Annotated in this window: 13 protein-coding genes; 8 read left to right on the top strand and 5 right to left on the bottom strand. The window is 69.8% G+C overall.

What is annotated here, in order from left to right; all coding sequences use genetic code 11:
* Window positions 1–27 precede the first annotated feature (27 nt).
* Together C8D81_RS00870 and C8D81_RS00875 are read left to right on the top strand one after the other, a co-directional pair.
* Window positions 28–2,346 (top strand): alkaline phosphatase family protein, encoded by a 2,319-nt coding sequence (locus C8D81_RS00870; protein ID WP_208109064.1) that lies wholly within the window; start codon window positions 28–30, stop codon window positions 2,344–2,346.
* Window positions 2,347–2,383: 37 nt separating this feature from the next.
* On the top strand, window positions 2,384–2,941 hold the full coding sequence (locus tag C8D81_RS00875) for a nucleosidase (RefSeq protein WP_094430038.1): 558 nt from the start codon (window positions 2,384–2,386) through the stop codon (window positions 2,939–2,941).
* Here C8D81_RS00875 and C8D81_RS00880 read toward each other — a convergent pair.
* Both C8D81_RS00880 and C8D81_RS00885 read right to left on the bottom strand, forming a co-directional pair.
* Window positions 2,897–3,877 carry a CPBP family intramembrane glutamic endopeptidase gene (locus C8D81_RS00880; RefSeq protein WP_094430037.1) on the bottom strand — a complete coding sequence of 327 codons (981 nt, stop codon included), beginning with the start codon at window positions 3,875–3,877 and terminating at the stop codon, window positions 2,897–2,899. The two genes, C8D81_RS00875 and C8D81_RS00880, sit on opposite strands and share 45 nt — an antisense overlap.
* A 75-nt stretch (window positions 3,878–3,952) precedes the next feature.
* A complete protein-coding gene (locus C8D81_RS00885) occupies window positions 3,953–5,035 on the bottom strand; it encodes an inositol-3-phosphate synthase (RefSeq protein ID WP_094430036.1) in 1,083 nt (360 codons plus the stop codon).
* Window positions 5,036–5,180: 145 nt separating this feature from the next.
* Here C8D81_RS00885 and hemW point away from each other — a divergent pair, with 145 nt between their 5' ends.
* Both hemW and C8D81_RS00895 read left to right on the top strand, forming a co-directional pair.
* Window positions 5,181–6,392: a radical SAM family heme chaperone HemW gene (gene hemW / locus C8D81_RS00890; protein ID WP_133625379.1), complete on the top strand. Its 1,212-nt coding sequence runs from the start codon at window positions 5,181–5,183 to the stop codon at window positions 6,390–6,392.
* 125 nt (window positions 6,393–6,517) lie between these two features.
* Window positions 6,518–7,378 (top strand): DUF3097 domain-containing protein, encoded by an 861-nt coding sequence (locus C8D81_RS00895; protein WP_094430034.1) that lies wholly within the window; start codon window positions 6,518–6,520, stop codon window positions 7,376–7,378.
* 134 nt (window positions 7,379–7,512) lie between these two features.
* Here the strand turns inward: C8D81_RS00895 and C8D81_RS00900 are convergent, their stop codons facing one another.
* Window positions 7,513–7,719 carry a hypothetical protein gene (locus C8D81_RS00900; protein ID WP_133625380.1) on the bottom strand — a complete coding sequence of 69 codons (207 nt, stop codon included), beginning with the start codon at window positions 7,717–7,719 and terminating at the stop codon, window positions 7,513–7,515.
* The gene (locus C8D81_RS00905) at window positions 7,719–8,759 is read right to left on the bottom strand and encodes a LacI family DNA-binding transcriptional regulator (protein WP_166646623.1); all 1,041 of its coding nucleotides are present in this window, start codon (window positions 8,757–8,759) and stop codon (window positions 7,719–7,721) included. Before C8D81_RS00905 ends, C8D81_RS00900 begins: the two co-directional genes overlap by 1 nt.
* Window positions 8,760–8,881: 122 nt before the next feature.
* Between C8D81_RS00905 and C8D81_RS00910 the strand changes: the two genes are divergently transcribed.
* Both C8D81_RS00910 and C8D81_RS00915 read left to right on the top strand, forming a co-directional pair.
* Window positions 8,882–9,667: an inositol monophosphatase family protein gene (locus C8D81_RS00910; protein ID WP_208109065.1), complete on the top strand. Its 786-nt coding sequence runs from the start codon at window positions 8,882–8,884 to the stop codon at window positions 9,665–9,667.
* Window positions 9,646–10,272 carry a hypothetical protein gene (locus C8D81_RS00915; protein ID WP_094430031.1) on the top strand — a complete coding sequence of 209 codons (627 nt, stop codon included), beginning with the start codon at window positions 9,646–9,648 and terminating at the stop codon, window positions 10,270–10,272. The genes C8D81_RS00910 and C8D81_RS00915 overlap by 22 nt, the downstream gene beginning before the upstream one ends.
* A 1-nt stretch (window position 10,273) precedes the next feature.
* Here the strand turns inward: C8D81_RS00915 and C8D81_RS00920 are convergent, their stop codons facing one another.
* Window positions 10,274–11,110, bottom strand: coding sequence for an MBL fold metallo-hydrolase (locus C8D81_RS00920; RefSeq protein WP_094430030.1), 837 nt, complete (start codon window positions 11,108–11,110; stop codon window positions 10,274–10,276).
* An 84-nt stretch (window positions 11,111–11,194) separates the two neighbouring features.
* Between C8D81_RS00920 and hrcA the strand changes: the two genes are divergently transcribed.
* Together hrcA and dnaJ are read left to right on the top strand one after the other, a co-directional pair.
* A complete protein-coding gene (gene hrcA, locus C8D81_RS00925) occupies window positions 11,195–12,208 on the top strand; it encodes a heat-inducible transcriptional repressor HrcA (RefSeq protein WP_094430058.1) in 1,014 nt (337 codons plus the stop codon).
* 15 nt (window positions 12,209–12,223) lie between these two features.
* Window positions 12,224–13,393 carry a molecular chaperone DnaJ gene (gene dnaJ / locus C8D81_RS00930; protein ID WP_094430029.1) on the top strand — a complete coding sequence of 390 codons (1,170 nt, stop codon included), beginning with the start codon at window positions 12,224–12,226 and terminating at the stop codon, window positions 13,391–13,393.

Raw genomic sequence — 13,393 nt, forward strand, 5'->3', positions numbered from 1 at the left:
TCACCTGGCTCTGACAGGTTTCCCGGCATGAGTCGCCCCATCCCTGCCATGACCACCCTCTCCCGCCGGCACCTGCTCGGTCTCGGCGCCGCCGTCGGTGCCGCCTCGCTGCTGCCCGCCTCCTTCCGCACGGCGATGGCGCTGCCACCGGCACCGGGTGGGCTCAAGGGCGTCGAGCACGTGGTCATCCTGATGCAGGAGAACCGTTCCTTCGACCACTACTACGGCACCCTCCAAGGGGTCTGCGGCTCCGCCGACAAGACCGTCGCACCCACCCGCGACGGCGGCACCGTCTTCGCCCAGCCGACCTCCGGTGGTGGTCACCAGCTGCCCTTCCTGGTCCGCGAGGCCCGCGACGCCGGCGCCAACGACATCGAATACATCGCCTCGCTGCCGCACAGCTGGGCCGACGGTGGCCGCGCCTGGAACAACGGCTGGGAGGACAACTGGATCGCGGCCAAGGGGGCGGCGACGATGGCGGCCTACGACCGGCGCGACCTGCCCTTCCAGTTCGAGCTCGCCGACAACTTCACCATCTGCGACCACTACTTCTGCTCGATCACCGCCGGGACCAGCCCCAACCGGAACCACCTGATCAGCGGGAAGACCGGTTACGAACCGGGTGGCGTACGCCGCGCCGTCGACAACGCCGCCTACGCGGAGACCCATGCCGGCTACGACTGGCCCACCTATCAGCAGGAGCTCCAGCGGGCCGGGGTGTCCTGGCAGATCCTGCAGGAGTGGGACAACTTCACCGACTCCAACGAGGAGTATTTCCAGCCCTACAAGGAATTGACGCGGCGGGTGCTCAGCCGGGTCCCGGGGGTGTGGACGAACATGGAGTCGTTCTACGGTGCGGTGCTGCGGGCCGATGAGAACCGGCGGCGGACGCTGCTGGACCAGCTCGAGGCCGCACTGGCCCAGGTGTCCCCGGCCGACCGGGAGCTGTTCGACCGGGCGCTGCGCCGTCGACCGGCGGGTACGCTGGCGGCCGCCTTCGCCGATCAGGTGGCCCGGGACGCACTGCCGCGGGTCACCCACCTGGTCGCCAACTCCGAGGACTGTGAGCATCCGGCCGGCTCCTCACCGATCGAGGGTTCCCAACTGGTGCACGATCTGCTGCAGGCCTTCGGCGACAATCCCGCGGTCTGGCGCAAGACGGTGTTCATCCTCACCTTCGACGAGTTCGACGGCTACTTCGACCACCTGCTGCATCCGGTCCCGCCTCGCTCGGTGAGCGAGGAGTGGTGGGACGGCTTGCCGACCGGGCTGGGCCCGCGGGTGCCGATGCTGGTCGTCTCGCCCTGGACCGTCGGGGGTCGGGTCAACTCCCAGGTCTTCGACCACACCTCGGTGATCCGGTTGCTGGAGACCTGGACCGGGGTCGCCTGCACCCAGATCTCGGACTGGCGGCGCAGCGTCACCGGGGACCTGGCCGGGGTGCTCGACCTCGGTGGGACGCCGACGCCGAGCCTGCCGGCGCTGACCCGGCCCGGCCCGGTGCCGCCGTTCACCAGCCGCTGGAAGCCGACCCCGCCGCAGCAGCAGCAACTGCCTCGGCAGGAGGCCGGGGTGCGCCCGGCGGATGCCCTGCCCTACCGCCTCGACGCCAGCTACGATCCCGGCTCCGACCGGCTGCAGCTGACCAATACCGGAAAGGCTGCGGCCAACGTCGCGGTGCTGGACCTCAGCGGTGGCGGCGATCCCTTGCACCGCGTGGTTTCCGGGCAGCTCACCCTGCCGCTCGGTCAGACCCGGACGGGCGGGACGACGGCCCGCGCGGGCGCTGTCCGCGAGATCGTGGTGCTGGGCCCGAACCGCTTCCGCCGCGACTTCCGCACCGACGGGACCCTGCTGGTGACCGCCTCCTCCGACCATGGCGCCGGCCTGCTCCGGGTGGAGATCGGCAACACCGGGGATACACCGCTGACGGTCGAACTGACCGATGCCGCGACCGGCCCCGCGACCGGCACCGGTGCGGTGACCCGGATCCAGCTCGGCGCCCGCGCCAGCATCACCCGGACCATCGACACCTGTGCCATGCATGGCTGGTACGACCTGATCGTCCGTGCCGGGGAGAACCGGTTCTGGATCACCGGCCACCTGGAGAACGGTGCCCCCAGCATCACCAGCCCCTTCACCCCCGACGGCCGCCACGACGTGCCGGCCGCTCGCTGCACCCCGACCCCCAGCCCCAGCGCGACACCCAGCCCCAGCCCCGGCCCGACCACCGCGGGCCCGGGCACGCCGACACCCACGGCGGCGCCCACCGGCACCGCTGTGCCACCGGCACCGGCGGTGAAGGAGTCGGTGGGCGGGTTGGCCAACACCGGCCGGCACCGCTGACCGGCGATCGGTGGCGGGGGACCGATAGCCTGCTCGGGTGCGTCCACTCGTTCTCGTCGCCCACCGCTGGGAAGCGGCCCACCTGCCGGCCGATGTCGACCTGGTTATCACCGGGGTCGGGATGACCCCGGCCGCCGTCGCCGCGACCCGGGAGATCCTGCAGCGCTGCCCGGATCCCCAATCCCGACACGAATTGCGGGCGATCAACCTGGGCAGCTGCGGTGCCCTGACCGAAGGGCTGAGCGGGATCTTCGAACCGTCCGCGGTGCTCAACCGGGACATCGACGAAGAGGTGCTGGCCGCCGCCGGTGTCCGGGTGGAGAACCGGATCGAGCTGACCGGCGACGGGCCGGTCCTCGGTACCGGTGATTCCTTCGTCGCCGGTGGGGCGGCGCGGGAGGCGCTGCTCGGACGCTGCGACCTGGTCGACATGGAGGGTTTCGCGATCGCGTACGCCTGCCGCGCGCTCGGCGTACCCCTGCGGATGATCAAGCACGTCTCGGATTCCGCCGATCAGCAGGCGCTGGCATGGAAGGACCTGGTCGACCGGTCAGCCCGCGCGCTCGCCGAGGCGTACGCCCGGATCGCCGACTGAACCGGCCGGTGGTGGCGCGCTGAGCCGCTGGATCCCGAAACGGCGTGCGGCCCAGAACACCACGGCCACGCTGAGGCCCTGGGTGATCAGCGTGACCACCACCAGATCCCAGCTGCCGGTGGTCTGCTGGGTGACGAAGCTGTTGCGCAACCCGCCGAGCACCGCCCCCGAACCCAGTATCAGCGCATTGCTCAGCACATGCATCGCGATGGCAGCTTCGATTCCGCCGGTCCGCCAGGTCATCACCGAGGCCGCCACGGCGAAGATCGCCAAGTCGGCGAGCACCCACGGATCGAGTGACAGGTGCAGCAGCGCGAAGATCGCGGTCGACAGCAGCACCGGTACGCCCCAGGCCAGCCACCGGGCTCGGAACCAGCCGCCCACGTTCTGTGGCAGCCAGCCCCGGAAGAGGTATTCCTCCCCGGCAGTCTGCAGCGGCGTGGTGAGCAGGACCACCAGGATCAGCCAACCCCACTGGGGTTCGGGACGGACACCGGTGTAGTTGATCGCGCGGACAGTGCCGATGGTGAGCAGGAACACCGGCAGCAGGCAGAGCGTGATCCGGAGGAACCATCGCCAGCGGAATCGCCCCGTCACCGAGGACACATAACCGCGGGGGAGGCGTTGGGCCAGCGCGGTCGCGACGATCACCGCCGGGATCGAGATGCTCAGCGAGAGATTGTTCAGCAGCAACCCGAGTGCGCCGTTGGTGAAGACGTCGAACTGGGTCAGCGTGGCGGTCGGTGGCAGGCCACGTGCGATGGTGATGCCCACCGCCAGCAGAATGAGCACAACGGTGAGGATCCCGGCGACCACTGCCAGCAGCAGCAGCGACCAGAACGGCCGCCACCAGGCGTGCAGCGGGCCGCGGGTCAGGCCGGCGTAGTCGGCGGGTTCAGCGGGCAGGGCGATCGGGCGGGGCGGGGTAGTGGTCATGACAACCAGCCCAGCACCATTCGAGGGCCGGCGGTACCCGGTTGTCCACAGCCACCGCCGCGGGTGTTCGCTGCCTCAGCGCTCCAGATCGCCGCGGATGAAGGCCTCGAGTTGTTCGCGGGCCTCGTTGTCCGGGCGCTGCTCCGGCGGGGACTTCATCAGGTACGCCGAGGCGGACAGCAGGGGGCCACCGATGCCGCGGTCCAGGCCGATCTTGGCGGCCCGGATGGCGTCGATGATCACGCCGGCGGAGTTGGGGGAATCCCAGACCTCGAGCTTGTACTCGATGGACATCGGCGCATTGCCGAAACCGTGACCCTCCAGGCGTACGAACGCGAACTTGCGATCCTCCAACCAACCGACGTAATCGGAGGGGCCGATGTGCACGTCGCGTTCCTCGAGCTCGTGCGGGATGTTCGAGGTGACGGCCTGGGTCTTCGAGATCTTCTTGGACTCCAGCCGGTCGCGCTCCAGCATGTTCTTGAAGTCCATGTTGCCGCCGACGTTGAGCTGGTAGGTGCGGTCCACGGTGTAACCGCGTTCCTCCATCAGCCGGGCCATCACGCGGTGGGTGATCGTCGCCCCGACCTGGGACTTGATGTCGTCGCCGACGATCGGAATCCCTGCCTGGGTGAACTTCTCGGCCCACTCGGCGGTGCCGGCGACGAAGACCGGGAGCGCGTTGACGAAGGCGCAACCGGCGTCCAGTGCACACTGGGCATAGAACTCGTCCGCCTTCTGCGAACCGACCGGCAGATAGCTGACCAGCACATCCACCTCGGCGTCCTTGAGCACCTGGACCACATCGACCGGTTCGGCATCGGATTCGGTGATCGTCTCGAGGTAGTAGCGACCCAGGCCGTCGAGGGTCGGACCGCGCTGCACCGTCACCCCGGTGGTCGGCACATCGCAGATCTTGATCGTGTTGTTCTGCGAGGCGTTGATGGCCTCGGCCAGATCGGTGCCGACCTTCTCGGCATCCACGTCGAAGGCGGCGACGAACTGCACATCGCCGACGTGGTAGTCACCGAAGCGCACGTGCATCAGACCCGGCACGGTCTCGGTGTCCGGGGCGTCGGCATAGAACTGCACGCCCTGGACCAGTGACGAGGCACAGTTGCCGACGCCGACGATGGCGACACGAATCGGATTGCCCACGTTGTCTTTCCTCCTCTGGGAGTGTGCAGGAAACGGCACACGGCCGCAGGCCAGCGTAGTTGAAGTTTCCAGCAGCCGAGGACGGGGTGGCTACGCTGGACCGGTTCCGGACATCCGCCGGAGTCAGACCGATCCGAGGAGCGCCATGCCGTCGACCCTGCCCGAGGGCGATCCGGCGCCGGTCGACGGGTCACTGCCCGCCGCTGCGCTGGCCGAGGTGGCCGACCGCGCATTCGGGATATACCTGCACGTGCCGTTCTGCCGGACCCGCTGCGGTTACTGCGACTTCAACACCTACACCGCGGCCGAACTCGGCCCGGGGGCCTCCCGCAGCGACTACGTTGACTCCGCGCTGGCCGAGGTGGAACTCGCGGCCCGGGTGCTCGGCGACCGGGCACCGCGGGTCGACACCGTCTTCGTCGGCGGGGGTACGCCGACCCTGCTGCCACCCGCCGAGCTGGCCCGGTTGCTGACCGGCGTACGGGAGCGGTGGGGCCTGGCCGAGGACGCCGAGGTGACCACCGAGTCCAACCCCGACTCGGTGAGTGCCGCGGATCTGGTGGCGCTGCGGGAGGCGGGCTTCACCCGGATCTCCTTCGGCATGCAGTCGGCCGCCGAGCACGTGCTGCGGGTGCTGGACCGCGAACACACCCCGGGTCGCGCCCAGCAGGCCGTCGCCGAGGCGCGGGCGGCCGGGTTCGAGTCGATCAGCCTGGACCTGATCTATGGCACCCCGGGGGAGAGCGTCGACGACTGGCGCCGGTCGCTGACGGCGGCGCTGGCCGCCGAGGTGGACCACCTGAGCGCATACTCGCTGATCGTCGAGGACGGCACCCGGCTGGCCGGTCGGGTACGCCGCGGCGAACTCGCGATGCCGGACGAGGACGACCTGGCCGACAAATACCTCTTGGCCTCCGAAATGCTGTCCACACAGGGATTCAGTGCCTATGAGGTGAGCAACTGGGCGCGCGGCGAGCAGCACCGCTGCCGGCACAATCTCGGGTACTGGCGCGGTGACACCTGGTGGGGGATCGGGCCCGGGGCGCACAGTCACGTCGGCGGCGTACGGTTCTGGAACGTCAAGCATCCGGTCGCCTATGCCGGCCGGCTGGCGGCGGGGGAGAGCCCGGCGTACGCCCGGGAGAGCCTCGACGCCGACAGCCGCCGGATCGAGCGGGTGCTGCTCGAACTGCGGCTCGCCGAGGGCCTGCCGCTGGCGGTGCTCAGCGACAGCGAACGCGCCCGCGTCGACTCGGTGGTCACCCGCGGCCTGGCCGAGGTGCGCGGTGAGCGCCTGGTCCTCACCCTCGACGGCCGCCTGCTCGCCGACGGCGTCGTCCGCGACCTCATCGACTGACGAAATAGGACTTTGTCAGCAGTTATCGCCGCTCCCAGCGCGAAACACGGGCGGATCGGTCCCAAGAGATCGGCTCTGCGGCGTGGATCCGAGCCGCGGGGCCGTCCCCCGCGTATGGTCGCCGGGTGCCTTCCCACGATCGCTACTCGGCTGATGTCCTGAAACCCGGCTGGCAGAAGGCCGGGAAGAAGCAGTCCCGCGAGCTCGCCGTCGAGCGGGACCTGGTGCTGGAGGACCCGACAACCGGATTCTGCGGCGCCGTGGTGCGCTGGGAGAACGGCGTCGTGGTCCTCGAGGACCGGCGGGGCAAGAAGCGCAGCTTCCCGCTCGGCCCCGGCCTGTGGCTGGAGGGCGAGCCGGTCAACCTGGTCGTCGGGAAGAAGCAGGCCCCGCCGAAGGCGCTCACCCACACCGCCTCCGGCTCCCGCCGCGGTACGCCGACCAGGCAGGCGAAGGTCGCGCTGCCCAGCCGGATCTACGTCGAGGGCCGCCACGACGCCGAACTGGTGGAGAAGATCTGGGGCGATGACCTGCGCCACGTCGGCGTCGTCGTCGAATACCTCGGTGGCATCGACGACCTGCCCGAGATCGTGGCGAAGTTCGCCCCCGAACAGGGCCGCCGGCTCGGCGTACTCGCCGATCACCTGGTGCCCGGCAGCAAGGAGCAGCGGATCGCCGACGAGGTCGCCCGCGGCAGGTACGCCGAGTGGGTCTTCGTCACCGGCCACCGGTTCATCGACATCTGGGCGGCCATCAAACCCGAACGCGTCGGGCTGAAAGCCTGGCCCGACATCCCCCGCGGTACCGACTGGAAGTCCGGCATCCTCGACCACCTCGGCCTGCCGCACCGCAACCAGACCGACATCGCGAAGGCCTGGCAGCTGCTGCTGGGCAAGGTGAACTCGTGGTCCGACCTCGATCCCAAACTGCTCACCGAGGTGGAGAAGCTGATCGACTTCGTGACGCTTGATCACCAGGGCGGCTGAACGCTCATCGAGTAGGAGACCCGGCGGAGCTTGCGGAGCCGGGCTCCGTGTCGAGATGACTCGGCTTCATCTCGACACGCGACCCATTGCTCCGCAAGCTCCGCATGGGTCGCTACTCGATGAGCGGGGGGAGGTCAGTTGGGGCTGGGGATGCAGCGCGGGGCGGGACGCGGCTCCACCCGTACCGCCAGGGTGATGCTGGCCTGGCCGGCGCGACGCAGCGCGGCGGCGAGCATGATCCGCCAGCGGTTCGGTTCCGGCTCGGGTACCACCGGTGCGGTGGGCAGGGCCGAGGTGTTCTGACGCAGCGCCTGCTGCGTACCGGGGGTCGTCCACATCATCATGAGTTCCTCTCGTTCGCGGGGCCGGTGGTACGCCGGACCTTCACTTCGGTGGGCAGGATCACCTGCCGTGGTTGACGTTTCGGGTCGAGCAGCAGCTTGCCGACGAGCTCGCCGCGCTCGGTGATCGGCTGGGCCAGGGTGGTCAGGCCGGCGGGGCCGGCCGCGGGGATGTCGTCGAAGCCGACGATCGACAGCTCTCGTGGCACGTCGACCCCACGCTCGCGGGCGGCATCGAGGACGCCGAGTGCCATTACGTCGCTGACCCCGACGATCGCGGTCGGCCGGTTCCGCTGGTCCAGCACCCAGCCGCCCGCGCGGTAACCGGTGTCGTGGGCGTTCCAACCGGCGTCCACCAAGGTCACCTCGGCGCCGTCCAGGCCGGCGATCAGGCCGTGGATCCGGGCCCAGAAGTGCTCGGAAAGCCGGTCCACCGCGATCACCTCCACCGGGCCGGCGTGGTCGTGGAAGTCCAGCACGATCGCGACCCTGCGGTGCCCCAGTCGAGCCAGCTGCTCACCCATCATCCGTCCGCCGGCGAAGTCATCGAGGCCGATGTGATCGATTGCCGGATCGTCGCAAACCGAAGAGACGAAGGGAATCTCGCGCTGAGTGGCGATCTCCTGCACCTGCTGGGCCTGGCTCCGGGTCAGGCAGACATCGGCCAACCCGTCCACCGGCGTACGCCGCAGCACGTCGACGTCGACCTCACGGTCACCGGCCTTGAGCGGAATCAGCAGCAGCCCGGACCCGACGTCCTCGACGGCACCGCCGAGTCCGGCCAGGAACATGCTTGCGAACGGATCGGAGAAGGCGTGGGAAAGGCTGTGGTTGTAGAGCACTCCGAACGAGCCGGTACGCCCGCTGCGCAGGTTCCGCGCGGTCGGGTTCGGGCCGGGATAGCCGAGCCGCTTCGCGGTCTCGAAGACCCGCTCCCGCAACTCGACGGAGAGCTGGTCGGGCCGGTTGTAGGCGTTGGAGACCGTGGCGGGGGAGACCCCGACCTCGGCGGCCACCGACTTCAACGTCGCCTTCGGCATGACGACCACTCCCTCCCTGAAGACTGCTCTAAATCGATCTAGTAAAACGATACAGATGATCCGGGAGGGCCGCAACCCGAACAGCCACATTCCTCTCGACCCGGATGCGGCAGGCTGGGGGCATGGCGATGACGACCGACGCGATGCTGGACCTGATCAAGGAGACCGCTGAGCAGGTGATCCGGCCCCGCTGGCGCGCGCTCTCCTCCGGCGACATCGCCGAGAAGAACCCGGGCGACTTCGTCACCGTCGCCGACCAGGAGGCCGAGGTGCTGCTCACCGAGGCCCTGCTGAAGGCGTACCCGGAGGCCCTGGTCGTCGGCGAGGAGGCCACCGCCGCCGACCCGGCACTGGTCAACGGGCTCCGCGAGGCCGAGCACGCGTTCGTCGTCGATCCGGTCGACGGCACCCGCAACTTCGTCGAGGGCACCGCCGACTATGCGGTGATGATCGGTGAGGTACGCGCGGGTGAGATCGTCCGCGGCTGGATCTGGCAGCCCGAGCATGACGCGGCGTGGGTGGCCGAGCGCGGCGCCGGTACCTACCGCAACGGCGAGCGGGTGACCCGGCGCGCGCCCGATCCGGAGTTGCTGCACGCCGAGACCTCGATGCGCAGCCTGCGCCGCAGCGCCACCCCGCCGCAGATCGCCGAGCTCGCCTGGACCGCGTTCAGTTGCGGGATCGACTACCCGAAGCTCTGCGCCGGCGGTAACGACGTCCTCGTCTACCGCGCGATCAAGCCCTGGGACCACATCCCCGGCGCCCTTCTCGTCCGCGAACTCGGCGGCGTCGCCCGGCTGATCAACGGCCAGGACTACCAGGGACAGACCGAGGGCGGTCCACTGGTGGTCGGCGTCGACGAGCCCGCCTGGCAGGTCGGCGCCGAATGGGTCGCCGGCGCCCGGTGATCGACCGCTTCACCGGCCGGATCCTCGGCGCCGGCAGTACCAGCGGGCTGCGTCTGGTGATCGGTGACTGGGCATCGTCCCCGCTGGGCTCCTTCACCGATGTGATGGTGGCGACGCCCGAGGACCGGCGGCTGCTGCTCGCACCGACCAACGAGGTGGCCGACTACGTGTCGGATACCTATCGGTTCGACGAGGTGGTCGTCGTACCGGTGGAGTTGTCGGTGGCCGCCGATCGGTGGCGGCTGACGGCCGGCGACCTGGCCTGCCGGTTGCGGCTCGGCGGTCGCACCGCGGCGGGCAGGCTGTTGCACGCCGTGCCCGACGCGATCGAGCGGAGCCGTGGATTTGCCACGATCGCCGACCCGATCGCCCGGCGGATCTTTCCCGGTGTACGCACCAGGGGCAGCGCCGGCGGCGGGCGGCGCGAGTACTACGGCGCGCATGACCAGCATCGGGTGATCGAGTTGGCCGGTAGTTGGCGGGGCCGGCCACTGGGGGAGTTGGCACCGGTCGATCCGGCGCCGCGGTTCGGTTTCAGCTCCACTCCGGTCGAGCCGTGTCTGACCCGGGTGACGACGACGATCGTGCGCGGGGGTGGGGGCTAGGTCAGTGATCGCCGGCCAGCGGGAGGCGGGTGCGTACGCCGTCGGCGGCCAGTTCGGCGTACGCGGTGCGCACCCCGGCCTCGACGCGGGCCCAGTCGAAGGGCCACTCGCCCTCCGCCTCGGCCCGCTCCAGGCGTACGCCCGACCGCACCAACCGCTCCGCCTCGGGCGGCAGGGACGCCAGCGCGGCCAGCTGGCGCACCAGGAAGTCCAGATCGACCACCGCGCCGTGACCGGGCACGATCACCGTGTCCGGACGAACCATGCCGAGCACCATGTTCAGCACCTCCGGCCAACCGCGCGGGGAGGACCGCGGACCGAACCAGGGTGCCGGTTCCTCGACCAGATCGCCGGTGAACAGCACCCCGGCCGACGGCACGTTCACCAGCACATCGCCCTCGGTGTGCGCCGCGCCGAGATGCAGCAGCTCGACGACCACCCCGCCGAGGTCGATCGCCGCGGCCACCGAGAACAACCGCTCCGGCACCCGCAGCTCATCGACCGCCACTCCGAGCGACTCGGCCTCGACCAGGGTCTCGGCATCGGAGACCCGCTCGGCCAGCGACTCGTGCCCATAGGCGGTCACACCCTCGATGCCGGCCAGTCCGAACCAGTGATCCCGATCGGCATGGGTGATCACCACCCCGACCAGCGGCTTGTCGGTCACCTCGGCGACCTTCGCGGCCAGCGCCCGGCCCTGGGCTGGGGTCGAACCGGTGTCCACCAGCACCGCGCCGGTCTCCCCGGCGATCAGGCCGATCGTCACCGCATCGGGCTCGGCGACCAGTCGCCAGACGCCATTCGCCACCGGCTGCCACTCGCCCTCACTGTGGTTCATACGAGCTAGACTGGCACTCGCGCCGGATGAGTGCCAAACTCCGGTGTTCGGCGATCGGGCCAACAGGGACGCAGGAGGTGGATGATGCTCGACGAACGCAAGCTGCAGGTGTTGCGGGCCATCGTCACCGACTACGTGTCCAGCCGTGAACCGGTGGGTTCCAAGGCGCTGGTGGACCGCTACGACCTCGGGGTGTCGCCGGCGACGGTGCGCAACGACATGGCGGCGCTGGAGGACGAGGGCTACATCGCGCAGCCGCACACCAGTGCGGGCCGGATCCCGACCGACAAGGGCTACCGGCTCTTCGTCGACCGACTGGCCGGGCTCAAGCCGCTGTCGGCGGCCGAGCGGCGCGCCATCCAGACCTTCCTCTCCGGGGCGGCCGATGTGGACGAGATCGTCGCCCGCACGGTACGCCTGCTCGCCCAGATCACCCAGCAGGTCGCCATCGTGCAGTACCCGGTGCTGTCGGCGACCACGCTGCGGCATGTCGAGGTGGTCTCGCTGACCCCCGATCGGGTGCTGCTGATCGTGATCAACTCCGCCGGTCGGGTGGAGCAGCGCACCGTCGAGCTGCCCGGACACACCGAGGAGCAGCTGTCGGTGCTCAAGACCCGGCTCAACGAGGCCGTGCTCGGTCGTGCCCAGGCCGAGGCCGCCAACGAACTGAGCCGGTTGAGCAGCGCGGTCGGACCCGAGGACCAGGCGACCACCCAGGTCGCCATCGCCGCGGTGCTGGAGATCCTCGGCTCGGGCACCGCGACCCGGGTAATGGTCGGTGGGGTGCCCAACCTGACCCGGCTGGGCGACTTCAACAGCACCGTGCAGCCGGTGCTGGAGGCGCTCGAGGAACAGGTGGTGCTGTTGAAACTGCTGGATGAGAGTGTCAGCGCCGATGATGTGACCGTACGCATCGGCCGTGAGAACGACTACGCCCCGCTGCAGACCACCTCACTGGTGGCCTCGGCATACGGCAGCCATGACGATGTCTGGGCCTCCATGGGCATCGTCGGTCCGACCCGGATGGACTACCCCTCAACGATGGCGACGGTGCGTGCCGTGGCGCGCTACGTCGGTCGATTCCTCAGCGAAGGATGACAAGAAATTCCAACGATGACTGACTACTACGAGGTCCTCGGCGTCGCCCGCGACGCCTCCACCGACCAGATCAAGAAGGCCTATCGCCGGATGGCGATGCGCTATCACCCCGACGTCACCAGCGAGGACGGCGCGGCGGAGAAGTTCCGGCAGGTGCAGGAGGCCTACGACGTGCTCGCCGACGAGCGCAAGCGCAGCATCTACGACCGCGGTGGCGATCCGTCGGGGCGGGCGAGTGCGGGCTTCGGCGGCGCCGGTGGGTTCGGCGATTTCGGTGGTGCCGGCTTCGACTTCACCAATCTGGTCGATGCGATGTTCGGCCAGCAGGCCTCCCGCGGCCCGCGGTCGCGGGTACGCCGCGGCCAGGACGCGCTGATCCAGCTCGAGCTGGAACTGCACGAGGCGGCCTTCGGCGTCTCGCGGGCGATCTCGATGGAGACCGCCGTGCTCTGCCCGGTCTGCCAGGGCGCCGGCGCGGCCGAGGGCTCCAAGCCCGAACAGTGCCGCACCTGCCACGGCCGCGGCGATGTCACCCAGATCCAGCGATCCTTCCTCGGCGACATCCGGACCAGTCAGCCCTGCCCGACCTGCCGTGGCTACGGCACCGTGATTCCCAACCCCTGCGGCGAATGCGACGGCGAGGGGCGGATCCGCGCACCCCGCGAGATCACCGTGAAGATCCCGGCCGGCGTCGATTCCGGCAACCGGATCCATCTGGCCTCCCAGGGTGAGGTCGGCCCCGGCGGCGGGCCCGCCGGCGACCTCTACGTCGAGCTGATCGTCGCCGACCATCCGCTGTTCAAGCGCAACGGCGACGACCTGGAGATGGTCGCCAAGATCCCGATGACCGCCGCCGCGCTCGGCACCGAGCTGGACATCCAGACCCTGGAGGCCGACCAGCCCGACGCCGATCCGCAGGAGGCGACGGTACGCCTCAAGGTGCCGGCCGGTACCCAGTCCGGGACCCGGCTCACCATCGACGGCCGCGGCATCCCGCAGCTGCGTGGCCGGGGCCGCGGCGACCTGGGTGTCACCCTGCTGGTGCAGACCCCGACCAAGCTGACCGAGCAGCAGCGCGAGCTGTTGCGGAACCTTGCCGAGCTCCGGGAGGAGACCAAGGTCGAGGCCCAGGTGCACAAGCGCGAGAAGGGCCGCTTCGAGCGCTTCTGGGAAGCGCTGCGCTGA

The organism is Enemella evansiae (assembly GCF_004362375.1).
Lineage (GTDB): Bacteria > Actinomycetota > Actinomycetes > Propionibacteriales > Propionibacteriaceae > Enemella > Enemella evansiae.